The sequence below is a fragment of the Pseudomonas tensinigenes genome (assembly GCF_014268445.2).
In the GTDB taxonomy this organism is placed as follows: Bacteria; Pseudomonadota; Gammaproteobacteria; order Pseudomonadales; family Pseudomonadaceae; genus Aquipseudomonas; species Aquipseudomonas tensinigenes.
In genome coordinates this window covers 6,238,472-6,261,944 of record NZ_CP077089.1, presented here as the reverse complement: position 1 = coordinate 6,261,944, position 23,473 = coordinate 6,238,472, and the positions used below count along the sequence as shown (strand labels likewise).

The following is a 23,473-nucleotide window of genomic DNA, read 5'->3' as shown; positions in this document are numbered from 1 at the left end:
ATGGCAGCCATTGATCCTTCCCAGGGATGAGAACTGTTATGGAAATCTCCGGTAACACAGCTTTTTATGCAGGTCTGAGCTCGATTCAGAGCGGGCAGAACCGCGTCGATCAGGCTGCCAGCCAGATTGCCAACAATACAATCGAGCGCTCGGTGACCAGCCAGTCGTCTGAAGTGCAGATTGATCGTCTGCGCGGTGTCGATCGCGCCCAGCAATCGGATCTGGCCAGCAATATGGTCGAGATGTCTCAGGGCAAGCTCCAGGCGGAGCTGGGTGTGAAAGTCGCCAAAGCCTCCGACGAAGTGCTCGGTACGATCATCGACACCTTCGCCTGATTTTTCGCAATTTGCATCCTGAACGCCGCGCCTTGTCGCGGCGTTTTTTGTTGTAAGTCCTTCTCCCTCAACTAATCTTTTTTCAGCGCCCGTGGCTCATTCGAACGCATGGCGGTTTGCTGTGCCCGGCGTTTGAAAGGTGCGATGACGAACGGCAAAAGATCGACGCTTGACAAGATTTCGGCGTAAACGTATGTTTCAAACAACTGTTTGACCGTCACAACAAATCAACACGGTCGTTCATTCCCGGTTACATCAGCAGAGGTTTATCGCTATGCCTGACTACAAGGCCCCCTTGCGTGATATTCGCTTCGTTCGTGACGAACTGCTCGGCTACGAAGCGCACTATCAGAGCCTTCCGGCTTGCGCAGACGCAACTCCGGACATGGTTGACGCCATTCTCGAAGAAGGCGCCAAGTTTTGTGAGCAGGTACTGGCACCGCTGAACCGCGTGGGCGACCTCGAAGGTTGCACCTGGAGCGAGTCCGGCGTGAAAACCCCGACGGGCTTCAAAGAGGCTTACAAGCAATTCGTTGAAGGCGGCTGGCCAAGCCTGGCCCACGACGTTGAGCACGGCGGCCAAGGCCTGCCGGAGTCGCTGGGTCTGGCAGTGAGCGAAATGGTTGGCGAAGCCAACTGGTCGTGGGGCATGTACCCAGGCCTGTCGCACGGCGCGATGAACACCATCTCCGAGCACGGCACGCCAGAGCAGCAAGAAGCCTATCTGACCAAACTGGTTTCCGGCGAATGGACTGGCACCATGTGCCTGACCGAACCGCACTGCGGCACCGACCTGGGCATGCTGCGCACCAAGGCCGAACCTCAGGCTGATGGTTCCTACAAAGTTTCCGGCACCAAGATCTTCATCTCGGCCGGTGAACACGACATGGCCGATAACATCGTCCACATCGTGCTGGCCCGCCTGCCGGATGCACCGGCTGGCACCAAAGGCATCTCGCTGTTCATCGTTCCGAAATTCATGCCGAATGCTGATGGCACCGTCGGTGCACGCAACGCGGTGAGCTGCGGTTCGCTGGAACACAAGATGGGCATTCACGGCAACGCCACCTGCGTGATGAACTTCGACGGCGCTACCGGTTTCCTGATCGGCCCGGCGAACAAAGGCCTGAACTGCATGTTCACCTTTATGAACACCGCACGTCTGGGTACCGCACTGCAGGGTCTGGCCCACGCCGAGATCGGTTTCCAGGGCGGCCTGAAATACGCTCGCGATCGTCTGCAAATGCGCTCGCTGACTGGCCCGAAAGCGCCGGAAAAAGCCGCTGACCCGATCATCGTGCACCCGGATGTACGCCGCATGCTGTTGACCATGAAGGCGTTCGCCGAAGGCAACCGTGCGATGGTGTACTTCACCGCCAAACAGGTCGACATCGTCAAGTACGGCGTCGATGAAGAAGAGAAAAAGAAAGCCGACGCACTGCTGGCCTTCATGACTCCGATCGCTAAAGCGTTCATGACCGAAGTCGGTTTCGAATCCGCTAACCACGGCGTTCAGATCTACGGCGGCCACGGCTTCATCGCCGAGTGGGGCATGGAGCAGAACGTTCGCGACAGCCGCATTTCGATGCTGTACGAAGGCACCACCGGTATCCAGGCACTCGACCTGCTGGGCCGTAAAGTGCTGATGACGCAAGGCGAAGCTCTGAAGGGCTTCACCAAGATCGTCCACAAGTTCTGCCAGAACAACGAAGGCAACGAAGCCGTTGCAGAATTCGTCGCACCGCTGGCGGCAATCAACAAGGAATGGGGCGAGCTGACCATGAAGGTTGGTATGGCCGCCATGAAAGATCGCGAAGAAGTCGGCGCGGCTTCCGTGGACTACCTGATGTACTCCGGTTATGCCTGCCTGGCTTATTTCTGGGCCGACATGGCGCGTCTGGCTGCTGAAAAGCTGGCAGAAGGCAGCGGCGACGCTGCGTTCTACACCGCCAAGCTGCAAACCGCGCGTTTCTACTTCCAGCGCATCCTGCCGCGTACCCGTACCCACGTGGCCACTATGCTGTCGGGCGCCAACAACCTGATGGACATGAAAGAAGAAGACTTCGCACTGGGTTACTAAGCCTTAACGCAGTCTCCTGAAAACCGCTGCTCCCGTTAGGGGGTAGCGGTTTTTTTGTTGGTGAACAGTTCAGATAGTCAGGCTACCGGCCGTTAAAGAGACAGTGTGTGATCTGGATCACATTGTGTGGGCTTGGCTGCACTTTGCAGGCACAATGCCATCTCTTTGATATGACGGGTCGGAGCTTTACCCTTGCCGCGTTCTTCCGCTGTACGTTTCAGCCATTTCCTACCTTCACTGCTGTTGTTACTTGCGGGGTTGGCGGCTGCGTACGTCAAAGACCTCAGCGTGTTCTTCACTTCGCTGTTCAACGTGTTGCCGACGTTGGTGCTGTTGCTGGGCGGCGCGTATTGCGCAGTTTACCGACGCCAGCGTGAACTGTTTCTGATGCTCACGGTGTACATCGCCTACTTTTTGCTCGACACCCAGACCGACTATTACCGCGACAACGGCAAGGTCCGCGAAGACGCTGCCGTGGTCTTTCATCTTGTGTGTTTGCTGCTGCCGTTGTTGTTCGGCTTGTTCGCTGCGTGGCAGGAACGTACGCATCTGTTTCAGGACATGGTTGCGCGCTTCGCCGTGCTGCTGGCCTTCGGCAGCGTGGCGCTGGGGCTTGAGCAAAGTTATCCCCAGGCGCTGCTGATGTGGCTGTCGGAAATCCGCTGGCCAGCGCTGCACGGCGCATGGATGAGCCTGATCCAGCTGTCCTACCCGGTGTTTATCTCGGCATTCCTGCTGCTGGCCTGGCAATACTGGCGCAATCCGCGCCCGCTTCATGCGGCGCAACTGGTGGGTTTGCTCGGTGTGTTCTGGATGCTGCCGAAAACTTTCATCCTGCCGTTTACCCTGAACATCATGTGCAGTCAGGTGATGTTGATGATCGCCGCTGCCGTTGCGCACGAGGCTTATCAAATGGCCTTCCGCGACGAACTGACCGGTCTGCCGGGACGTCGCGCGCTCAACGAACGCATGCAGCGTTTGGGCCGCAATTATGTGCTGGCGATGAGCGACGTCGATCACTTCAAGAAATTCAACGACACCCATGGCCACGATGTCGGTGACCAGGTGTTGCGCCTGGTCGCCAGCAAACTGTCGAAGATCAGCGGTGGCGGAAGGGCGTATCGCTACGGTGGTGAGGAATTTGCTCTGGTGTTCGCCGGCAAAACCCTTGAAGAGTGCATGCCGCACCTTGAGGTGATCCGCGAGTCGATTGCGTCCTACAGCATTCAACTGCGCAATCAGGAAAACCGTCCGCAGGATGATCAGCAAGGTCGCCAGCGCCGCGCCGGTTCGGGAGCGTCCAGTGTGTCGGTGACAGTGAGCATCGGTGTCGCCGAGCGAGTGGAGCAGCGCAACCCGGAACAAGTGCTGAAGTCCGCCGACGAGGCGCTCTACGCCGCTAAAGGCGCGGGGCGTAACTGCGTGATGGCGTACGGACAAAACCGCCGTGGCGCGGTGCGCATGGACACCGCTGCGGGTTGAGTGATGACGGCGCATTCAGCGCCTGCACAATGATTGTGGGGCGTGGTGGCCGGCAGTAGGTTGAGGCAATCTGCTGACGGAGAAGCCACCATGCCTGAGTACAAAGCTCCCCTGCGCGACATGCGCTTTCTGATCGACCACGTCTTCGACTTCCACGCCAATTACGCCGCTCTCGGCGCCCACGACGCCAGCCCGGACATGATCAACGCGATCCTCGAAGAGGGCGCGAAGTTCTGCGAGAACATTCTGGCACCGCTCAATCGCAGCGGTGACGAAGAGGGCTGCCATTTCGACAACGGCGTGGTGACAACCCCTACAGGCTTCAAGCAAGCCTTCGCACAATACGTCGAGGGCGGCTGGCACGGCCTGGCGGCGGACCCGACCTACGGCGGCCAGGGCCTGCCAAGTTCGCTGGGGCTGGTGATCAGCGAAATGGTCGGCTCCAGCAACACGTCCTGGGGCATGTACCCGGGGCTGACACACGGCGCGATGTCGGCGATCCACGCCCACGGCAGCGCCGAGCAGAAAGACACCTACCTGAGCAAACTCACCGCCGGGCAATGGACCGGCACCATGTGCCTGACCGAAGCCCACTGCGGCACCGACCTGGGCATCATCAAGACCCGCGCCGTGCCTCAGGCCGATGGCAGTTACGCGGTCACCGGCAGCAAGATTTTCATCTCTGCCGGCGAGCACGACATGAGCGACAACATCATCCATCTGGTGTTGGCCAAACTGCCGGACGCGCCGGCCGGAACCAAAGGGATTTCGCTGTTTATCGTGCCGAAGTTCTTGCCGGATGCATTAGGCGAAGCGGGTGAGCGCAACGGTGTTTCCTGCGGTTCGATCGAACACAAAATGGGCATCAAGGCCTCGGCCACTTGCGTGCTGAACTTTGACGGAGCCAAGGGTTACCTGATCGGCGAGGCGAACAAGGGCCTGAACTGCATGTTCACCATGATGAACCATGCACGCCTCGGCACCGGGATGCAGGGTTTGTGTCTGGGTGAAGCGAGTTTCCAGGGTGCGATCAAATACGCCAACGACCGTTTGCAGATGCGCTCGCTGACCGGCGCCAAAGCCCCGGACAAAGCCGCCGATCCGATCATCGTTCACCCGGATGTGCGGCGCATGTTGCTGACCATGAAGGCCTTCAACGAGGGCAATCGTGCGCTGACCTATTTCACCGCGCAGTTGCTTGATGTCGCGCATCTGAGCAGCGATGCCGAGGCGCGTCAGGAGGCTGAGGACTTGCTGGCGTTCCTCACGCCGATCTGCAAGGCGTTCATGACCGACACCGGGCTGGAAGTGACCAACCACGGCATGCAGGTGTTTGGTGGCCACGGTTTTATTCGCGAGTGGGGCATGGAGCAGTTGGTTCGCGACTGTCGGATCGCGCCGATCTACGAAGGCACCAACGGCATTCAGGCGCTGGATCTGCTGGGGCGCAAGGTGCTAGGCAGTCAGGGCAAGTTGCTGCGCGGTTTCACCAAAATCGTCCACAAATTCTGTGCAGCCAACGCCGGGCATCCACAACTGGGCAGTTTCGTTGCGCAACTCAATGAGTTGAACCAGCAGTGGGGCGACCTGACCATGAAGGTTGGGATGGCGGCGATGAAGAACCCGGATGAAGTGGGCGCGGCGTCGGTGGATTACCTGATGTACAGCGGTTACATCATTCTCGGTTATCTGTGGTTGCGTATGGCATTGGTGGCGCAGGCGCAACTGGACGCGGGCGAGGGGGAGGCGGATTACCTGCGGGGCAAGTTGGCGACCTGCGAGTTTTACTTCAAGCGTTTGTTGCCGCGTACGGCAGCGCATCGGGCGGCGATTGAGGCGGGGAGTGATTGTTTGATGAAGTTGCCTGCTGAACTGTTTGCGCTTTAAGCAAGATCAAAAGATCGCAGCCTGCGGCAGCTCCTACATAGGATCGTGTTTTACCTGTAGGCGCTGGCGAAGGCTGTGATCTTTTTTTTATGACTAAAAATAACAAAACAGTCACCGGTTGACCCTATGTGTCGCAAAAGTTGTTGAGGTACACTCCGGCTCAACGAAAGCACCATTCCACGAATCACCTGTTTAGATCTTGCGAGGTTTGCCATGGCTGACTACAAAGCGCCGCTGCGCGATATGCGCTTCGTCCTCAATGAAGTGTTCGAAGTCGCCAAACTCTGGGCCGAACTGCCAGCGCTGGCCGAGACCGTCGACGCCGAAACCGTTGAAGCCATTCTCGAAGAGGCCGGCAAGGTCACCAGCAAAAGCATCGCGCCACTGAGCCGTGCGGCTGACGAAGAAGGTTGCCATTGGGCCGACGGTGCCGTCACCACTCCGGCAGGTTTCCCACAGGCTTATCAGACTTATGCCGAAGGCGGCTGGGTTGGCGTCGGTGGCGATCCGCAATACGGCGGCATGGGCATGCCCAAAGCCGTGTCGGCGCAGGTTGAAGAAATGGTCAACTCCGCCAGCCTGTCCTTCGGTTTGTACCCGATGCTGACCGCCGGCGCCTGCCTGTCGATCAACGCCCACGCCAGCGAAGAGCTGAAAGCCGCGTACCTGCCGAACATGTACGCCGGCGTCTGGGCCGGTTCCATGTGCCTGACCGAGCCGCACGCTGGCACCGACCTGGGGATTATTCGCACCAAGGCCGAGCCTCAGGCCGACGGTTCCTACAAGGTCAGCGGCACCAAGATCTTCATCACCGGTGGCGAACACGACCTCACCGAAAACATTATTCACCTGGTGCTGGCCAAACTGCCTGATGCCCCGGCGGGCCCGAAAGGCATTTCGCTGTTCCTCGTGCCGAAGTTCATGGTCAATGCCGACGGCAGCCTGGGCGCGCGCAACCCGGCGAACTGCGGTTCGATCGAACACAAAATGGGTATCCAGGCCTCCGCGACCTGCGTGATGAACTTCGACGAAGCCGTGGGTTATCTGGTTGGCGAGCCGAACAAAGGCCTCGCCGCGATGTTCACCATGATGAACTACGAACGTCTGGGCGTCGGCATCCAGGGCCTGGCCACCGGCGAGCGCTCTTACCAGAACGCCGTTGAATATGCGCGTGACCGTCTGCAAAGCCGTTCGCCAACCGGCGCGCAGAACAAAGACAAAGTCGCAGACCCGATCATCGTCCACCCGGACGTGCGGCGCATGCTGCTGACCATGAAAGCCTCGAACGAAGGCGGCCGTGCGTTCTCCACCTACGTGGCGATGCAACTCGACACCGCCAAGTTCAGCGAAGACGCCACCACCCGCAAACGTGCGGAAGATCTGGTTGCACTGCTGACGCCGGTGGCCAAGGCGTTCCTCACCGATCTGGGTTTGGAAACCACCGTGCACGGCCAGCAGATTTTCGGCGGCCACGGCTATATCCGCGAGTGGGGTCAGGAGCAACTGGTGCGCGACGTGCGCATCACCCAGATCTACGAAGGCACCAACGGCATTCAGGCACTGGACCTGGTCGGTCGCAAGATCGTCGGCAGCGGTGGCGCGTTCTACAAGCTGTTCGCCGACGAGATCCGCCATTTCACCGCTACCGCCAGTGCCGATCTGGGCGAATTCACCAAACCGCTGAACGATGCCGTCAACACCCTCGACGAGCTGACCTCGTGGCTGCTGGATCGGGCGAAGAACAACCCGAACGAAATCGGCGCGGCCTCAGTCGAATATCTGCAAGCGTTTGGATACGTTTCCTACGCCTACATGTGGGCGTTGATGGCCAAAGCCTCGTTGGGTAAAGAAGCGCAGGACGATTTCTATGCCAGCAAGCTTGGCACCGCGCGCTTCTACTTCGCCCGTTTGCTGCCGCGTATTCACTCGTTGAGTGCGTCGGTGAAGGCCGGTAGCGAGTCGCTGTTCCTGCTGGATGCAGCGCAATTCTGATGCGATGACGTCATGTAAGCATTCTCTTACATGACGTGCTGCTGTTCTCCCATATGCGTAGATTGGATCCACGGCTAATCTACATTTCATGGACGTCGCGCAGGAAGCGCAAAGCAACAACACGGACACGTAGGATTCTGCCAGGGTGGCGGAGTGAAATGGATGTCAGGGAAACAGTCTGCAAAGCCCCGCTTCGGCGGGGTTTTCTTTTGCCTGCAGAAAAGTGCTCAGGCCAAGGGATCCAGCGCCGGTTTCAATTCTTCACGCGTCATCACTTCTTCGAGCAAGGTCCGCAGTAACGCCAAAGAGGCCTGCTGGCGTTGCACATCGCGACACACCAGACCTACCTTCAGCGGCACCCGTGGTTCGCTTAGCGGTTTCCACAGCAGATCCTGATCGTCGTACTCCTTTTGCGAACGCCCCGGCAGCACCGTCGCCAGTTTGGTGTGTGGCAGGCTGTCGAGAATCCCCACCATATTGTTCAGCTCAGCTTGCACCTGCGGGCGACGTCCCAGCGCGGTCAGTTGCGCCTGCCAGATCTGGCGGATCTGAAATTCTTCGCCCAACAGCAGCATCGGCAACTCGGCAGCCTGGCGCATTGAGACTTTCTTGAATTCACGCAAGGGGTGATCGGCCGGGATGACCAGCGTCAGCTCATCTTCGTAAAGCATGACGCCATGCAGCCCAGGTTGGCGCGGCGGCAGATAACTAATGCCGATGTCCAATGAACCGTTGAGCAGTCGCCGCTCGATTTCAAGTCCGGTCAACTCATAAATCTGCACCACCAGATGCGGCTGCGCTTTACGCACCCGCTCAAGCATTTGTGGCACCAGACTGGTGTGAACCGTTTGCAGCACGCCGATCGCCAGTGTGCGCAAGGCCTGGCCTTTGAAATTTCCCAACGCCTCGCGCGCCCGTTGCAATCCATCAAGCAATGGCAAGGCATGGTTGTACAGCGTGTGCGCGGCGAGGGTCGGCAGCAGGCGCTTGCTGCTGCGTTCGAACAGGGTGACGTCGAGGTTCTGTTCGAGCTGACGGATCTGCTGCGACAGTGCCGGTTGCGAGATCGAAAGGCGCTCCGCCGCCCGGCCAACATGGCCTTCTTCGTAGACCGCGACGAAATAACGCAGTTGTTTGAAATCCATAAGTAATGCTTATCGAAAATGCTGGTAAATCGAAATGGCCCGCAAGCCTCGGTGAGCCTAGTCTAACCGCATTCACAAGGCTTACAGGGCCAGAAAGCGCGATGAATAGCGTTCGCTTCGACAGTGTTTGCATAGGCAGTTCAAAACACCTGAAACGGGGTGTTTTTCAATGAATCTGTTCAGTTTGCGGCGTCAGACGCCGAGTCTTGATGACCTCGCCTTCGAGGCCAATCCTGCAGAAAGCAGCGAAAATCTTAGCGTTGAAAGGCTGATGCCCAGCATCGAACGACCGCAGCAGGTGTTCGTCCGGGGGCAGGGATCGTGGTTGTGGGACAGTAACGACCGCGCGTACCTCGATTTCTCCCAGGCCGGTGGCGCCAACAGCCTTGGCCACAGCCCTTCGGCATTGGTCAAAGCCATCAGCAGTCAGGCGCACGCGCTGATCAATCCCGGTTTCAATCTGCATAATCGCGGCATGCTCAGCCTTGCCGAGCGTCTGTGCGCCGCTACCTCCAGCGATCAGGCTTATTTGCTCAACAGCGGCAGCGAAGCCTGTGAAGCAGCGATCAAACTGGCGCGCAAATGGGGCCAACTGCATCGCGGCGGCGCGTCGCGGATTATTGTTGCGAAGCAGGGTTGTCATGGCCGTAGTCTGGCGACGATTTCCGCCTCCGACAGCTGCAACCTGCACAACCGTTTTGCGCCACTGCTGCCGGGTTTTGATCTGGTGCCGTTCAACGACTTGCCGGCACTGCACGCGGCGGTTGATGCGCAGACCGTGGCGATCATGCTGGAGCCGATCCAGAGCGACGCCGGCGTTGTGCCGGCGACCGAGCATTACCTCAAAGGTGTCGAACGACTGTGCCGCGAATTGGGCATTCTGCTGATTCTCGACGAAGTACAGACCGGCATCGGTCGCTGCGGCACCTTGCTCGCCGAACAATCCTACGGCGTGCGCGCCGATATCGTTGTGCTCGGCAAAGGGCTTGGCGGCGGTGTGCCGTTGGCGGCGCTGCTGGCGCGGGGCAAGGCCTGCTGTTTCGAGGCCCGCGAACTCGGCGGCACGCATCACGGCAATGCATTGATGATGGCGGCCGGTCTGGTCGTGCTCGACAGCGTGCACGACCGCAGCTTCCTCCAGCAGATCAAAGATAACGGTCAGCACCTGCGTGAAGGTCTGGCCCGATTGGCACACCGCTACGACCACGGCGAACTGCGCGGCCAGGGCCTGTTCTACGGATTGACCCTGTCAGACGATTCCGCCGAAGCCGTGGTTCACGCCGCACTGCATGAAGGCCTGCTGCTCAATGCCCCGCAAGCCAACTGCCTGCGCTTCACCCCGGCGCTCACCGTGAGCAAAACCAACATCGACGAAATGCTCCTGCGCCTGGGCCGCGGCTTTTCGCGAGTGCGCACCGCACAACTGCAATGCCGCAAAGGGATTGCCGTCTGAGCTGAAGTTTCCTACCCGATTTCCAGAACCGTCTCGCGGTATAACGCACGCCCCACGCCTGATTCTTTTGGCGTGGGGCGTTTTTTTTGTGGCCGGGTTTTGCAAATGGTGTTTAGAGCTTGAGAGTTCGTCGTACGAATGGTTTTTTAGGAGGTCCCTGCGACATCTGAATTGAAGGATTTACGAAAGTTAGCCAAAGCCTATGCTCAGCTTACCGAGGAGCAGATCCGGGATTTGTTGGCAATGAAGGAGTTTGTGGAGATATTTCATGAGTAAGAAATTCAAAAGTGAAGTTTTTGGATCGATACACGAATCAGCCAGCGCTCTACTGGCTGTCGGCGCAATCAGCAAGGCAACAATGCGGGAGTTTGATGAGTCGTGTCTGGCAACGATTCCTGAAGCGATCCCGGCGGAACAGATCAAGGCTCTGCGCGAACGCAATAACGTTAGCCAGCCGGTATTCGCTCGCTACTTGAACACGAGCGCGTCGACAGTCAAACAATGGGAGTCGGGAGACAAACACCCCAGCGGAATGGCGCTGAAGTTACTGAGCATCGTGCAGAAGCACGGACTGCAAATTCTTGGCTGAGCTATCAGTTTGATACCGACACCGTGATTAGCACTGAACCCTGACGAACGGCGCAGGTCGATTAGCTTGTATGGCTCAAGTGAGCCAACCCCCCATACAGGAGCTGCCCCATGGATTTCATTCGCATCATCATCGCTATTCTGTTGCCACCACTGGGCGTGTTTCTGCAGGTCGGTTTTGGCGGGGCGTTCTGGTTGAACATTCTGCTGACGTTGTGCGGTTATATTCCGGGGATCGTGCATGCGGTGTACATCATCGCCAAGCGCTGAGTACTGCGGCGCCAAGTAGATAGCTTTCGCGAGCAGGCTCGCTCCCACAGGGGATTTGTGAACGACAGGGGATTTGTGAACAACACAGGTCCAATGTGGGAGCGAGCCTGCTCGCGAATGGGGCTGCGCGATTTCAACGGGGCGCCCTGATCAGTCCGCCAACCCCATGACCCGCCGATAGAATTTCCACTCCTGCTCCAGTGCATGCGCCTGATTGGCGGCGCGGCGGAAGCCGTGGCGTTCGTCGGGGTAGTAATGCGCTTCGACCGCGATGCCGTTCTGCTCCAGCGCCGTGACCATGTCGCGGGTTTGTTGCGGTACAACCACGGCGTCCAGTTCTCCCTGAAAGAAGATCACCGGTACGCGTATTTTGTTTGCGTGCAACAACGGCGTGCGGGCGGCGTAGCGTTCGGCGTCTTGCTCGGGATCACCGATCAGCCAGTCCAGATAATCACCCTCGAATTTGTGCGTTGCCCGAGCCAACGCAACCGGGTCGCTGACGCCGTACAAGCTCGCTCCGGCGCGGAAAACCTGTTTGAACGCCAGCGCACATAATGTGGTGTAGCCGCCTGCGCTGCCGCCACGAATGAATGCGCGTTCACCGTCGATCAAGCCTTGTTCGGCGAGATACGCGACCACCGCACAAGCATCCTCGACGTCCACTTCACCCCAGCTCAGATGCAAGGCCTGTCGATATTCGCGGCCATAACCACTGCTGCCGCGATAGTTGAGATCAGCGACGGCGAAGCCGCGTTGCGTCCAGTACTGGATGCGCGGGTCGAGCATCGGGTAGCAGGCTGATGTCGGGCCGCCGTGGATGAACACCACCAGCGGTGGTTTCGTCTCGCCGCTCATGGCTGGATAAAAGAATCCGTGTGCTTCGCCCGAACCACTTGGGTAGCGCAGGGTTTGCGGACGGCTGATGCGTTCGGCAGGCAGGGGCGCTACGCCACCGGCCAGCACGTTCACTTCACGCGTCGCTCGATCAATGGCGATGACCGCCGAAGGACTGATCGGCGAGGCGGCAATGCAGTAGATAAATTGCGCATCCAAAGCCAAATGCCGGAGGCGGCTGTAGTCGCCAGTGAAATCGTCATTGCCAAGCGTCAGACGCCCGAAACCACCTTCACTCCAACTGGCTAAAACCGAATTTTCAACAGGCAACCAAGTGCAGCCGCCCAGTTGCCACGGTGCTGGCGCGTGATCGGCTTGCGCAGCAGGTAATGGCTCCAAACCGTCGGAAGTCTCAGCCCACGGCTGCCAGAATCCACCACGATCGGTCAGGCAATAAAGGCGATTGTCGGCATCGAATCGCGGTTGTTGGATGGACTCTTCAAACTCGGCGCCGGCAACGCATCGCGGCGAACCAAAAGCGCTATTGGTCGAACGCTCAGCCACCATCAACCGGGTCGACGTCCACGGCTGATGCGGCCGACTCCACTCGATCCAGGCCAAACGCTGGCCATCCACACTAAGGATTGGCGCCGCATAAAAATCCGCGCCTTCAGCCAATAAATGCCGCCCACCGTTAGCCAGATCGATTGCCACCAGCCGATGCTGATCTTGCTGTTCTTCGACCGCCAGCACTTGGCCGAAAGCAAAATGCAGATCGCCATAACGGCACTCGCCCGAGGTCAATGCTTCCGGCTCGCCACCGAGCCTCTGCCGATACAACTGCTGATCCGCCTCAGCGACAAAAACCACCCCATCCGGCGTCAGACAAAACGCGCCACCGCCATATTCGTACACCCGACTGCGCACACTGAAGCCATCCGGCGTCAGACATTTCGCCACGCCATCGCGCCAATGCCAGATCCGGCACGCGGCATCTTCCGGGCGGTATTCATTCCAGAACAAACCATTGGCGCCGAGCTGCAGTTCGGCGAAATCCATGCCGGCAGCGACGGCTTGCGAAGCGCTGAATGGCTCAGCCCTTGGCGATGAGGCGCGAGTTTCGTTCATTGCGGAAGGCCAATTGTTCGATGGTTTGAGTGGCGGTCTCGGCTTCTTCGCGGGCCTTGAGAATCACGCCGTGATGTTCGGATTTGCTGCACACAGGGTCAGCATTGCTCGCGTCGCCGGTGAGCATGAACGCCTGACAGCGGCAGCCGCCGAAGTCTTTTTCTTTCTCATCGCAGGAGCGGCACGGCTCGGGCATCCAGTCGTAACCGCGAAAGCGGTTGAAGCCGAACGAGTCGTACCAGATGTGCTGCATGCTGTGATCGCGCACATTGGGAAACTGCACCGGCAGCTGTCGGGCGCCGTGGCAGGGCAGGGCGGTGCCGTCCGGGGTGACCGTCAGAAAGATGCTGCCCCAGCCGTTCATGCAGGCTTTCGGACGTTCTTCGTAGTAATCCGGAGTGACGAAAATCAGTTTGCATGGATGCCCTTCGGCTTCCAGCTTGGCGCGGTATTCGTTGGTGATGCGTTCGGCACGCACCAGTTGCTCTTTGGTTGGCAACAGGCCGACACGATTGAGCTGCGCCCAACCGTAGAACTGGCAGGTGGCGAGTTCAACGAAGTCGGCTTCGAGCGCAATGCACAGCTCGATGATGCGGTCGATCTTGTCGATGTTGTGCCGATGGGTGACGAAGTTCAGCACCATCGGATAGCCGTGGGCCTTCACCGCCCGAGCCATTTCCAGCTTCTGCGCGAAAGCCTTTTTCGAGCCGGCCAGCAGGTTGTTCACTTGCTCATCGCTGGCCTGAAAACTGATCTGGATGTGATCGAGCCCGGCCTTCTTGAAGTCGCTGATTTTCTGCTCGGTCAGGCCGATGCCAGAGGTGATCAGGTTGGTGTAGAAACCCAACTGCCGTGCTTCATGAATCAGCTCGGCGAGATCCTGACGCACCAGCGGCTCGCCGCCGGAAAAGCCCAGTTGCGCCGCGCCCATCTCCCGCGCCTCGCGGAACACCTTGATCCACTGCTCGGTGCTCAGCTCTTTGCCCTGCTCGGCGAAATCCAGTGGATTGGAGCAGTACGGGCATTGCAGAGGGCAACGGTAGGTCAGCTCGGCGAGCAGCCACAGCGGCAGGCCGACTTCAGGCTTGGGCGGCAGATCAGGCAAGTTCGATCCAGTGCTGCGCACGGGCAACCTCCATGAATTGCTCGATGTCGTCACCGAGCTCAGGCACGCCGGGGAACTGCTCATCGAGTTTGGCAATGATCGCCGCGACATCGCTTTGACCGTCAATCAAACCGCCGATCAGCGCGGCAGATTCATTGAGCTTGATCATGCCTTCCGGATAAAGCAGCACATGACCTTTTTGTGCCGGTTCGTACTGGAAGCGGTAGCCGGGACGCCAGGTCGGGACTTTGCTGCGGTCGAAACTCATAAGGTGATTCCTTTATGCCAGACGCGTTGTTCGGTGACGCTGTGATACGGCGGGCGGTTCAGTTCGTAGGCCATGCTCATGGCATCGAGCATGCTCCAAAGAATGTCCAGTTTGAACTGGAGAATTTCCAGCATGCGCTCCTGGCCTTCACGCGTCTTGTAGTGCTCAAGCGTGATCGCCAGACCATGCTCGACATCACGCCGCGCCTGACCGAGGCGGGTGCGGAAGTATTCGTAACCGGCCGGGTCGATCCACGGGTAATGCTGCGGCCAGCTGTCGAGGCGCGACTGGTGGATCTGCGGCGCGAACAGTTCGGTCAACGAGCTGCTGGCGGCTTCCTGCCAACTGGCGCGGCGGGCGAAGTTGACGTAGGCGTCGACGGCGAAACGTACTCCGGGCAGCACCAGCTCCTGGGAACGCAGTTGGTCCGGGTCGAGACCGACCGCTTGGCCAAGGCGCAGCCAGGCTTCGATACCGCCATCTTCGCCGGGGGCGCCGTCGTGGTCGAGCAGGCGCTGAATCCACTCGCGGCGAATTTCCCGATCGGGGCAATTGGCGAGAATCGCCGCGTCTTTCAGGGGGATGTTCACCTGATAGTAGAAGCGGTTGGCGACCCAGCCCTGAATCTGTTCGCGAGTGGCGCGGCCCTCGTACATTGCCACGTGGTAAGGGTGGTAGATGTGGTAGTAGGCGCCCTTGGCGCGCAGGGCCGCTTCGAATTCGGCGGGGGACATTGGCGTGTCAGTCATGTTTGTTCTCCGGGGAACAACCCTAGAAATCTTTTCTGTTTGCACTGGCCTCTTCGCGAGCAGGCTCGCTCCCACAGGTTGATCGCACTCCAAATGTGGGAGCGAGCCTGCTCGCGAAGGGCCGCGCATCGGTATCTACGGCTTACAACACAATACTCATGCCATCGAACGCCACTTCAACATTACGCCGCGCCAGTTCGGCACGCTCCGGCGAATCTTCATCGAGAATCGGGTTGGTGTTGTTGATATGGATAAGCACCTTGCGCTGCTCAGGCAACTGCTCCAGCACTTCGAGCATGCCGCCAGGTCCGTTCTGTGCCAGATGGCCCATCTCGCGACCGGTGCGGGTACCGACACCACGGCGCTGCATTTCATCGTCATCCCACATCGTGCCGTCGACCAGCAGGCAATCGCTGCCCGCCATGATTTCCAGCAACGGCGCATCGACCTTGCCCAGCCCCGGCGCATAGAACAATTTGCCGCCGGTGTTCAGGTCTTCAACGATCAAGCCAATGTTGTCGCCCGGATGCGGATCGAAGCGGTGCGGCGAGTACGGCGGCGCGGCGCTGCGCAACGGCAGCGGGGTGAAGCGCAGGTTCGGGCATGCGGCCACGGTGAAGCTCTGGTCGAGTTCGATGCGGTTCCAGTCCAGCCCGCCATTCCAGTGCGTGAGCATCTTGAACAGCGGGAAACCGGTGCTCAGATCTTCATGAACCATGTCCGTGCACCAGACCTGATGCGGGCAGCCTTCGCGCAGGCTGAGCAGGCCGGTGGTGTGGTCGATCTGGCTGTCCATCAGAATGATCGCGCTGATGCCAGTGTCACGCAGGGCGCGGCCCGGTTGCATCGGGGCGAAGCTTTGCAGCTGCGCGCGGATGTCCGGCGAGGCGTTGCACAGCACCCAGTTCACGCCGTCATCGGAGATCGCGATGGACGATTGGGTGCGGGCCTTGGCATTCAGGCTGCCGTCGCGAAAACCTGCACAGTTGACGCAGTTGCAGTTCCACTGCGGAAAACCGCCACCAGCGGCCGAACCCAGAATCTGGACGAACATGAACACTCCATCATTTCAACGCGGAAAATAAAACGCCCCGGCGAGCCGAGGCGTTGCACTGCAATTCTACGTAAGCAGAACTCAGCGGCTGGCGAAGTACATGGTGACTTCGAAGCCGATACGCAGGTCAGTGTAAGCAGGTTTTGTCCAGGACATGGTGTGTCTCCTCAGGGTGGGTGGGATAGCGCTGTCCATAGTTATAGTCCACGGCAGCGCAGAGATGTTCCAAATAGTTAGGCTGCTATGTTACTCAAAATTTCACCGGGTTTGCCCGTGAATCTTTGAGAAAGCTCCTTGCAGCCTAGGTAATGATCAATTTGCCGCTTGCCATGGGGTTTGCGGCACTGGATCGCTGGCGAGGCAGAGCCAGCCACCTTCTGCGTTGATCAAGCGCTGTGCAGCGCTGAGCAGTGTCTTGCGATCCAGTAGGCCGATGGCAACGATCAGTTGCTCAAGATAATCCGACGAGTGGCCAGCGAGTTTGGCCTGCCAGAGCAATTCGGCCGCCTCTTTGCCGGCCAGGGTGGCGTCGTCGAATTGATCGGCGAGCTTTTGCCGGTGTTGGCTGAGGCCGACGTCATCAAGCTGTTCGATCAGCGCGGGAATGCCGTTGAGAAACTGTTGAATGTGCTCGAGCAACTCCGCAGGTTTGGCACTTGGCGATTGCACACCGAACAGGAGGGCGGTTTGACCCTGGATCTGGCGCAGCGCACTGAATACCGCGTAGCCCAATTGCAACTCGACTCGCAAACGCTGATAGAACGGTGTCTGGCAAAGCTGCGCGAGCAGGCGCCATGCGGCTTCGTCGGCGATGTCACGATTGGCGGTCGGGCAGCACAGCAGCAAGGCGTGTTCGCTGGATGCGGTATCGATGTGGCTCCAGTGTTTTTGCACTGCGATCGCCTCAGTTGCTGGCAACTGATTGTCCGGGATCCCGGGAATGCGGCTAAGGGCCAGGCCCATGGCTGACTGTGTCTGTTGATTCAGACCCAAGGCGAGGCCGTCCCAGCGCGAAGTTGTCCACAGGTGTTTGGCGTCGTCGCCGGTTTTGGCAGATTGCAGAACATGTTCCGGCAACGCCTTAAGCAGCTGGCGAAGGGGGATCAGCGGCGTTTCCGACTCACTACGTGGGGAATTCGCGTCAACTTGCGTCAGATTTTTCAGCGCGTGCTCAAGGATGCTGGGCATCGATTCCTGAAAACCGGTGAGCTTCAGGAGCCATTGCGTGACGCTGGCGTTGAAAGTCAACTCCACCCCGGCTTCGCGCGCGTCCTGCTGCGTTTGCCGAAGACTGCGTTGCAATCTTGAGTGCAGATCAGCGGTGGCTGCAGCTTCCATGTACCAACGCAGGTAGATCGCGCCTTCATCGCCGCTGTCCGTCAATGCCTGGCTGAACTGCATCGGCGAGCGTTCGCGGCGCCCGCGTGAGCGATCCTGAGCAAACGTGCGCAGGCCACGGTGGGCGCTGGTCTGGCCGCGAATCAGCCCGGCATTGGCCAGAGGTTCGCTGGCGCGCAGGAATGGATTGGCAGCGGGCAGGTGCCAGTGCTCGCTGAAGTTATCCACAGTGCCGATGTCGCCGAGGATCTGCCTGAGGGCTGCAACGCCGGAATCGGCCAAACCGTGTTCCAACTGCTCACTGTCGAGCCGCGCCAGTTGCAGCGCGCCACTGACTTGCTGCTGACGTTGAAGCAGGGCGGCGTATTCCTCGCGCAGTGGCGCCCAATCCTGCTGGGCAAAGAAACTCAGCCAATCGCGCAGATGTTCGCGAATGGCCGTCAACGATTCGGATGGAGCAGTGAATTCCAGATGCAGTAACGCTTGTCCGGCAAAGTGATAAACCGGCACTGCGTTCAAACCATCGGCGAGATTCTGCTGCTGCAAATGCGCCAGCAATCCGCCGGGTTTGCCGCTGTTCAACCAATGACAGAGAAACGCCAAAGCCTCGCCGGACGATTCAGGCACGGTATCGAAGGCGAACATCAGGTTGCCGCGCTGTTTACCGACCTGTTGATAACTTTTCACCGCCAGCGGCAGGGGCATGACCTGCGCAACTTTATCCCCAACCGGCAACATAGACGCGAAATGCTCAGCCAGCGCTTTTAGTTCTTCAAGACTTTGCGGCCCCGCCAGACTCAAGGTCATTTGCCCGGTCTGATAAAACTGTTGGTGGAAATCGTTCAACGCCTGCTGAAACGCCGGATCCTCCACTCTGAGACTGTCCCGATTCCCCGCGTGAAACCCGCGCAACGGATGCTCTGCCGGTAAACCTTCATACAACGCAAACTGCTGCTGAGCCGCAGGATCCTGCGACCAGGCGACAAATTCCGCCTGCAACACTTCCCGTTCCCGCAACTGATCGTCCAGATTCATACGCGGATTGGCGAGCATGTCTGACAGACGCTCCAATCCAGCGCTGAACGCTTGTGTCGGCAGCTCAAAGAAAAAGTCGGTGGTACGTTCTCGCGTGCTGGCATTCACTTGCCCGCCATGGCCTCGCACGTAGGCCATCAGTCCTTCGCCCGCAGGAAAACGCTCGGTGCCGAGAAACAACAAATGCTCGAGAAAATGCGCCAGCCCCGGCCACGCCAATGGCACGTCATGGCTACCGGCGGCCACGCGTAGTGCAGCGGCGCTGCGCTTCAGGCCGGGCACATGACGCAGGGTCACGCGCAAGCCATTGGCCAGGGTTTCGGTGTGGGGGCGGGGGTGAGTCGGCGCAGGCATGGGCACTTCCAGAACAGTGAAGTGCCAATGCTAGCGGATTAGCGCTGGTTGAGCGCGCCGTAAAGCTCCGGACGGCGGTCGCTGAGGTAGCGATTGGCCGCGCGCGAGTCGAGCATCAACTGCCGATCCAGTTCACCGACGATCAGCGCTTCGTCGAGACCGGCCTGGGCGATGCGGCTGCCGTCCGGTGCAGCGATGCTGCTTTGCCCGCAATAGTGGATCTCGCCTTCGCTGCCGCAATAGTTGGCGTAGGCCACGTAGCACTGGTTTTCGAAAGCGCGGGAACGCACGGTGACGTCAGCGACGAAATCGAACGGAATCATGTTCGCCGTCGGCACCAGAATCAGCTCGGCGCCGGCGAGTGCCAGACGGCGGGTGTTTTCCGGAAACTCCAGGTCGTAACAGATCAGGAAACCGAGCTTCCAGCCGTTGAGTTCGACGATGGGAAAATCATCATTGCCGGGGCTGAACATCGAGCGATCCAGATCACCAAACAGATGCGTCTTGCGGTAATTGCACAGGCGCTCGCCGTGCGAATCGATCAACTGCACGGCGTTGTAAATCTGCCCTTCGGCAGTGCGCTCCGGATAGCCGTAAACAATCGCTAAACCTGCGGCTTTGGCGATCCGCCCGATCTGCTGCGCCCATTCACCGTTGTAGACCTCGGCCAAGGTGCTGACCGCTTCTGCGCCGATGTTGTAGCCGGTCATGAACATCTCCGGCAGCACCAACAGGTCGGCGCCCTTGGCCTCCATCGCCAGTTGATGCAAGCGTTGCAGGTTGGCGGCGGGGTCCAGTGGCAGCGGTGGACATTGGTAAAGGGCTACACGCATCAGGGATTCCTCTTACTCGGGCAGGGCGATAGGGCCGATGTCTTTGAACACATCACCCGGGCCCGGGTTCGCTTTATGTGTCGAACCGCCGAAATGCTTCATGATCCCCCACACCGCGTTGAGCGAGGTTTGCACTGCGCCTTCGACCCACGCCGGTGTCCACGAAACGTCGTCGCCAGCGATAAAAATCCCGCGCTGTTCGGCCGGCATCTCGTCCTGCATGAAGTGCGCGTACATGCGCTGGTTGTAGCGATAGTGGCCCGGCAGTGCACCTTTGAAGGCGCCGAGGAAGTACGGGTCGGCTTCCCAAGACACGGTGATCGGGTCGCCGATGATCCGCGCAGCGATGTCGACTTTCGGGTAGATCTTTTTCAGCGCGTTCAACGCCAGCTCAACGCGCTTTTCCACAGGGTGCGGCAGCATTTTCAACGCATCGCTCATCCATGAGTATGACAGGCAGATTACGCCCGGCTTGTCGTCACCGTTGTCGAACAGGTAGGTGCCACGGGTCAGGCGATCAGTGAGGGTCATGCTCATCAGGTCGCGACCGGTTTCCGGATCCTTGTCCTTCCAGAACGGCCGGTCGACCATCACGAAAGTCTTTGACGACTGCATGTAGCGGGTGCGGTCGAGCGCCATCCACATCTTTTGCGAGAACAGGGTTTCGTCGCATTCGATCTGGGTGGTCAGCAGCCAGCTCTGGCAAGTGGTCAGCACGGCGGCGTATTCGCGGGTATCGCCGTTGTTGTCGGTGACAGCGAAACGGCCATCTGGTGCATGGGCGATTTTCTTCACGCCGGAACGCGGCGCGCCACGGTGCAGGGATTTCAGGCTGGTGCCTTCGGGCCAGTGCACGCAGCGCTCCGGCACATGCCGCCAGATGCCTTGCGGCACTTGCTCGACACCGCCGACCACCAGGTGCTGGTGATCGTCGCAGTTGGTCATCACCACGCGGAAGATTTCCAGCATCGAGTTAGGGAAATCCGAGTCCCAGCCGCCGGTGCCGAAACCAACCTGACCGAACACTTCGCGGTGATGGAACGACAGTTTGGCGAAGGCTTCGGAGGTGGCGACGAAGTCGTAGAAGGTGCGGTCATCCCACAGCGGTACCAGGGTATTCCACAGCTCTTTCAGGCGTGGCACATCACGGTCGCGAATGGCTTGCTGGATATCGGCGAACTGCGAGCCGGCCTCCAGTGCGTCCGCCCAGGCGTCAGCCACTTCCTGGAACAGTGCAGGAAGATCCGCTAGCTTCTGTGCGTAATGGGTTTTGCCTTCGAGGTCGATCACGGTGCTGCCGGAGGCCGGCGTCAGCGGGTTCGGGAAAGGTTTGGTTTCCAGGCCGAGCTTGTCGACGTAGTGATAAAACGCGGTGGAGGACACCGGAAAACGCATGCCACCCAGTTCAGCGACGATGCCGTCAGTGCCGTTGAAGGCCTGCGAACGCAGACGCCCACCGAGTTTCGATGCCTCATAAACCACAGGCTTCAGGCCGAGTTTCATCAACTCGTAAGCGGCTACCAGACCGGCGATACCCGCGCCGACAATCGCCACTTCGGCGCCGTGATTATGTTCAGGAATAGTGCCGAGACCGGCCGGGTGTTCGATCCAGTCGTCGAAGGCGAACGGAAAGTCCGGACCGAAAATGGTGACCGGTTTCTTACCGTCTGCGGGATGGCGATTGTTCTTGTTCATGGCTGACCTTGCTTGCGACCCGACGCGGGATGCGCGTCTGAGTATAGGAAAAGATGCCAGCCATTCTAGGGAGCGTAGAACACGTTAATAAGACGCAAAGTGTCGTCGTTTTGCAAAATTAGCAATCAATATGACGGACAGTGACTACAGAACGACCAAAATGTGGGAGCGAGCCTGCTCGCGAAGAGGCCCTGAAATTCACCCGAGAAGCCCATCAAAATCTTAAACCGGCTGCCCCCGATCAATCTTGCTGCTCAAAATGATCGACGTCGTGGTCTTCTCCACCCCGTCCACGCTGCCAATCTGATCGAGCAACTGATCCAGTTGCTCCGGCGAATCCGTACGCAACCACGCCACATAATCAAACTCGCCACTCACCGCACACAGCTGTTGCACTTGGGCCATCGCACTTAACCGACGCAACACCTCTTTGCCTGAACGCGGCTGTACCTTGATCCCGACGTAGGCCTGCAGCCCACCATCGACCACGCGCTGACCCAGGCGCACGCCATAGCCGGTGATCACTCTCGCCTTTTCCAGCCGTGCCAGCCGCGACGTCACGGTGGTGCGCGCAATGCCTAATTGCCGGGCGAGCATGGCCACGCTCTCGCGGGCGTTGATTTGCAGGGCGGCGATCAGCTGACGGTCGATTTCATCGAGCACGGGCGGGCGGGTGTCTGGCAAGGGGTGGCTCCGGTGTGTGTGGGGGGCGATGAGTTGTGCATGTTACAGGCACTACAAACGACACGCTGCGGGTGATGTTGGAGCGGTTCACCCAATCGTCGACGCTAACGGTGCGCTGAAACAAAACATCGGATATTTGATTTGACTTGCCTGGCCTATTTATCAAGAATGCCAGCAAGAGCGCGAAATCTGCTGCCTTGCAGGGCATTAGCGGACGTAGGTACCTCAGCGATGCTGCAACATCGGTGTAAGGTGAGACCTCTTCATCCCATTTCCTGAGGGTGCAAATATCAGGATTCAAACATCAAGGGCAGCCGAATGGCTGCCCTTTTCTTTGTCTTCAAGAATGTACCGCTTGTACAAAAGCTCGCCTTGGCGGTGTTTGTTCATCGCTCTTGCCGGTGCGTGCATGAAGTTCCAGAGGACATGCCCGTTTCGCACATCGACCACGACAAGCATGTCGTTTTTTGCCTCATAGGCATTGATGAATGCCATTCGGTGACCGCCATTATCGTAAAGGACTTTCCAGACTTCGAAAGGTCCCGTGAGCGTATCGATGGCATGTCGAACATAGCGCTCTCGGGAGTCTGGACGTTTCTCAACGATATGAGCCAGTTTGTCTCTCATGACTGCCACTCTCCCAATGGGTGTGAGGATAGTAACGGTCAGTACGGACTCGTCTACGAACCCAAAGTGGTCCAGAAGGATTTTGAGGGCGTCTTCTGCGTTGTCAGCCCTTTTTATCTCGTCGATTGCCGCTGACCGAAGTTCTCTCGATAACGTTCTCAGATCAGGTAAAGCAAGGTTGATCCAGGTTGGTTGGTCGGCTGCTTCCTTTATCAGTGGCGCAGCATTCACGAGCATAAAAACAATCCTGGACGGGCGGTGGCGTCCGGAGATTACTCGTCTGTAGAAACGGTCAACAACACGCGGGGAGGAGAGAAAACATAATTTGGGAACATTCCTACAGATCTTGCGGTTGTATTCCTAACAATGCGCTTCCGAATATTGTGCTCGCCAAGACTTCGAGCCCTAATCCATCACCCAAAAAAAAGCCGCGCATTGCGCGGCTTTCAATTTGGTGGGCCCACACGGACTTGAACCGTGGACCAAAGGATTATGAGTCCTCTGCTCTAACCAACTGAGCTATAGGCCCTCAGTAGG

The 23,473-nt window shown here is 58.8% G+C and carries 20 protein-coding genes and 1 tRNA gene; 8 read left to right on the top strand and 13 right to left on the bottom strand.

Going from position 1 to position 23,473, the window contains the following annotated elements; translation table 11 throughout:
- The first annotated feature begins 38 nt into the window (after positions 1-38).
- The 5 genes from HU718_RS27885 to HU718_RS27865 all read left to right on the top strand — a co-directional run bounded on the left by HU718_RS27885 (position 39) and on the right by HU718_RS27865 (position 7,776).
- Positions 39-335, top strand: coding sequence for a pyrroloquinoline quinone biosynthesis protein PqqE (locus HU718_RS27885; protein WP_150708503.1), 297 nt, complete (start codon positions 39-41; stop codon positions 333-335).
- Between the two features lie 274 nt (positions 336-609).
- Positions 610-2,415: a phenylacyl-CoA dehydrogenase gene (locus tag HU718_RS27880; protein WP_150708504.1), complete on the top strand. Its 1,806-nt coding sequence runs from the start codon at positions 610-612 to the stop codon at positions 2,413-2,415.
- 192 nt (positions 2,416-2,607) lie between these two features.
- Positions 2,608-3,897 (top strand): GGDEF domain-containing protein, encoded by a 1,290-nt coding sequence (locus HU718_RS27875; RefSeq protein ID WP_016983164.1) that lies wholly within the window; start codon positions 2,608-2,610, stop codon positions 3,895-3,897.
- Between the two features lie 90 nt (positions 3,898-3,987).
- Entirely contained in the window at positions 3,988-5,784 is a 1,797-nt protein-coding gene (locus tag HU718_RS27870; protein WP_186616316.1) for an acyl-CoA dehydrogenase C-terminal domain-containing protein, read from the top strand.
- A 213-nt stretch (positions 5,785-5,997) separates the two neighbouring features.
- Complete coding sequence (locus HU718_RS27865; protein ID WP_095122571.1) at positions 5,998-7,776, top strand: acyl-CoA dehydrogenase C-terminal domain-containing protein; 1,779 nt, start codon at positions 5,998-6,000, stop codon at positions 7,774-7,776.
- A 227-nt stretch (positions 7,777-8,003) separates the two neighbouring features.
- Here HU718_RS27865 and HU718_RS27860 read toward each other — a convergent pair whose 3' ends face one another.
- Positions 8,004-8,921: a LysR family transcriptional regulator gene (locus tag HU718_RS27860; protein ID WP_186616315.1), complete on the bottom strand. Its 918-nt coding sequence runs from the start codon at positions 8,919-8,921 to the stop codon at positions 8,004-8,006.
- Positions 8,922-9,090: 169 nt separating this feature from the next.
- On the opposite strand from HU718_RS27860, the gene HU718_RS27855 reads away from it, so the two are divergent.
- From HU718_RS27855 to HU718_RS27845, 3 genes are all read left to right on the top strand, one after another.
- Positions 9,091-10,374, top strand: a complete 1,284-nt coding sequence (locus HU718_RS27855) for an aspartate aminotransferase family protein (RefSeq protein ID WP_186616314.1) — start codon at positions 9,091-9,093, stop codon at positions 10,372-10,374.
- A gap of 268 nt (positions 10,375-10,642) precedes the next feature.
- A complete protein-coding gene (locus HU718_RS27850) occupies positions 10,643-10,963 on the top strand; it encodes a helix-turn-helix domain-containing protein (protein ID WP_150730231.1) in 321 nt (106 codons plus the stop codon).
- A 110-nt stretch (positions 10,964-11,073) separates the two neighbouring features.
- Complete coding sequence (locus tag HU718_RS27845) at positions 11,074-11,232, top strand: YqaE/Pmp3 family membrane protein (protein WP_003228885.1); 159 nt, start codon at positions 11,074-11,076, stop codon at positions 11,230-11,232.
- A gap of 150 nt (positions 11,233-11,382) precedes the next feature.
- Here the strand turns inward: HU718_RS27845 and HU718_RS27840 are convergent, their stop codons facing one another.
- From HU718_RS27840 to HU718_RS27785, 12 genes are all read right to left on the bottom strand, one after another.
- The gene (locus HU718_RS27840) at positions 11,383-13,194 is read right to left on the bottom strand and encodes a S9 family peptidase (protein ID WP_186616313.1); all 1,812 of its coding nucleotides are present in this window, start codon (positions 13,192-13,194) and stop codon (positions 11,383-11,385) included.
- Positions 13,160-14,299 carry a pyrroloquinoline quinone biosynthesis protein PqqE gene (gene pqqE / locus HU718_RS27835; protein WP_016983158.1) on the bottom strand — a complete coding sequence of 380 codons (1,140 nt, stop codon included), beginning with the start codon at positions 14,297-14,299 and terminating at the stop codon, positions 13,160-13,162. The genes HU718_RS27840 and pqqE overlap by 35 nt, the downstream gene beginning before the upstream one ends.
- Entirely contained in the window at positions 14,292-14,567 is a 276-nt protein-coding gene (gene pqqD / locus HU718_RS27830; RefSeq protein WP_186616312.1) for a pyrroloquinoline quinone biosynthesis peptide chaperone PqqD, read from the bottom strand. The genes pqqE and pqqD overlap by 8 nt, the downstream gene beginning before the upstream one ends.
- Entirely contained in the window at positions 14,564-15,316 is a 753-nt protein-coding gene (gene pqqC / locus HU718_RS27825; RefSeq protein WP_064365278.1) for a pyrroloquinoline-quinone synthase PqqC, read from the bottom strand. Before pqqC ends, pqqD begins: the two co-directional genes overlap by 4 nt.
- Positions 15,317-15,458: 142 nt before the next feature.
- Complete coding sequence (pqqB, locus tag HU718_RS27820) at positions 15,459-16,370, bottom strand: pyrroloquinoline quinone biosynthesis protein PqqB (protein ID WP_108225161.1); 912 nt, start codon at positions 16,368-16,370, stop codon at positions 15,459-15,461.
- 81 nt (positions 16,371-16,451) lie between these two features.
- Positions 16,452-16,526 (bottom strand): pyrroloquinoline quinone precursor peptide PqqA, encoded by a 75-nt coding sequence (pqqA, locus tag HU718_RS27815; protein ID WP_003422658.1) that lies wholly within the window; start codon positions 16,524-16,526, stop codon positions 16,452-16,454.
- Between the two features lie 156 nt (positions 16,527-16,682).
- Positions 16,683-19,097 (bottom strand): pyrroloquinoline quinone biosynthesis protein PqqF, encoded by a 2,415-nt coding sequence (pqqF, locus tag HU718_RS27810; RefSeq protein WP_186616311.1) that lies wholly within the window; start codon positions 19,095-19,097, stop codon positions 16,683-16,685.
- Positions 19,098-19,135: 38 nt separating this feature from the next.
- Complete coding sequence (locus HU718_RS27805; protein ID WP_095122590.1) at positions 19,136-19,930, bottom strand: carbon-nitrogen hydrolase family protein; 795 nt, start codon at positions 19,928-19,930, stop codon at positions 19,136-19,138.
- Between the two features lie 12 nt (positions 19,931-19,942).
- On the bottom strand, positions 19,943-21,625 hold the full coding sequence (locus HU718_RS27800) for a flavin monoamine oxidase family protein (protein WP_008085177.1): 1,683 nt from the start codon (positions 21,623-21,625) through the stop codon (positions 19,943-19,945).
- A 222-nt stretch (positions 21,626-21,847) separates the two neighbouring features.
- Complete coding sequence (locus HU718_RS27795) at positions 21,848-22,309, bottom strand: Lrp/AsnC family transcriptional regulator (protein WP_150708514.1); 462 nt, start codon at positions 22,307-22,309, stop codon at positions 21,848-21,850.
- A 297-nt stretch (positions 22,310-22,606) separates the two neighbouring features.
- Positions 22,607-23,173, bottom strand: a complete 567-nt coding sequence (locus HU718_RS27790) for a PBECR2 nuclease fold domain-containing protein (protein WP_186616310.1) — start codon at positions 23,171-23,173, stop codon at positions 22,607-22,609.
- 215 nt (positions 23,174-23,388) lie between these two features.
- Positions 23,389-23,465, bottom strand: a tRNA-Ile gene (locus HU718_RS27785).
- Positions 23,466-23,473 lie beyond the last annotated feature (8 nt).

Coding starts and splice junctions, on each gene's coding strand:
- HU718_RS27805 (WP_095122590.1), bottom strand. CDS start 19,930: ATGCGTGTAGCCCTTTACCAATGTCCACCGCTGCCACTGGACCCCGCC.
- pqqC (WP_064365278.1), bottom strand. CDS start 15,316: ATGACTGACACGCCAATGTCCCCCGCCGAATTCGAAGCGGCCCTGCGC.
- HU718_RS27790 (WP_186616310.1), bottom strand. CDS start 23,173: ATGCTCGTGAATGCTGCGCCACTGATAAAGGAAGCAGCCGACCAACCA.
- HU718_RS27850 (WP_150730231.1), top strand. CDS start 10,643: ATGAGTAAGAAATTCAAAAGTGAAGTTTTTGGATCGATACACGAATCA.
- HU718_RS27845 (WP_003228885.1), top strand. CDS start 11,074: ATGGATTTCATTCGCATCATCATCGCTATTCTGTTGCCACCACTGGGC.
- HU718_RS27870 (WP_186616316.1), top strand. CDS start 3,988: ATGCCTGAGTACAAAGCTCCCCTGCGCGACATGCGCTTTCTGATCGAC.
- HU718_RS27865 (WP_095122571.1), top strand. CDS start 5,998: ATGGCTGACTACAAAGCGCCGCTGCGCGATATGCGCTTCGTCCTCAAT.
- HU718_RS27800 (WP_008085177.1), bottom strand. CDS start 21,625: ATGAACAAGAACAATCGCCATCCCGCAGACGGTAAGAAACCGGTCACC.
- HU718_RS27880 (WP_150708504.1), top strand. CDS start 610: ATGCCTGACTACAAGGCCCCCTTGCGTGATATTCGCTTCGTTCGTGAC.
- HU718_RS27885 (WP_150708503.1), top strand. CDS start 39: ATGGAAATCTCCGGTAACACAGCTTTTTATGCAGGTCTGAGCTCGATT.
- HU718_RS27860 (WP_186616315.1), bottom strand. CDS start 8,921: ATGGATTTCAAACAACTGCGTTATTTCGTCGCGGTCTACGAAGAAGGC.
- pqqB (WP_108225161.1), bottom strand. CDS start 16,370: ATGTTCGTCCAGATTCTGGGTTCGGCCGCTGGTGGCGGTTTTCCGCAG.
- pqqD (WP_186616312.1), bottom strand. CDS start 14,567: ATGAGTTTCGACCGCAGCAAAGTCCCGACCTGGCGTCCCGGCTACCGC.
- HU718_RS27855 (WP_186616314.1), top strand. CDS start 9,091: ATGAATCTGTTCAGTTTGCGGCGTCAGACGCCGAGTCTTGATGACCTC.
- pqqF (WP_186616311.1), bottom strand. CDS start 19,097: ATGCCTGCGCCGACTCACCCCCGCCCCCACACCGAAACCCTGGCCAAT.
- HU718_RS27840 (WP_186616313.1), bottom strand. CDS start 13,194: ATGAACGAAACTCGCGCCTCATCGCCAAGGGCTGAGCCATTCAGCGCT.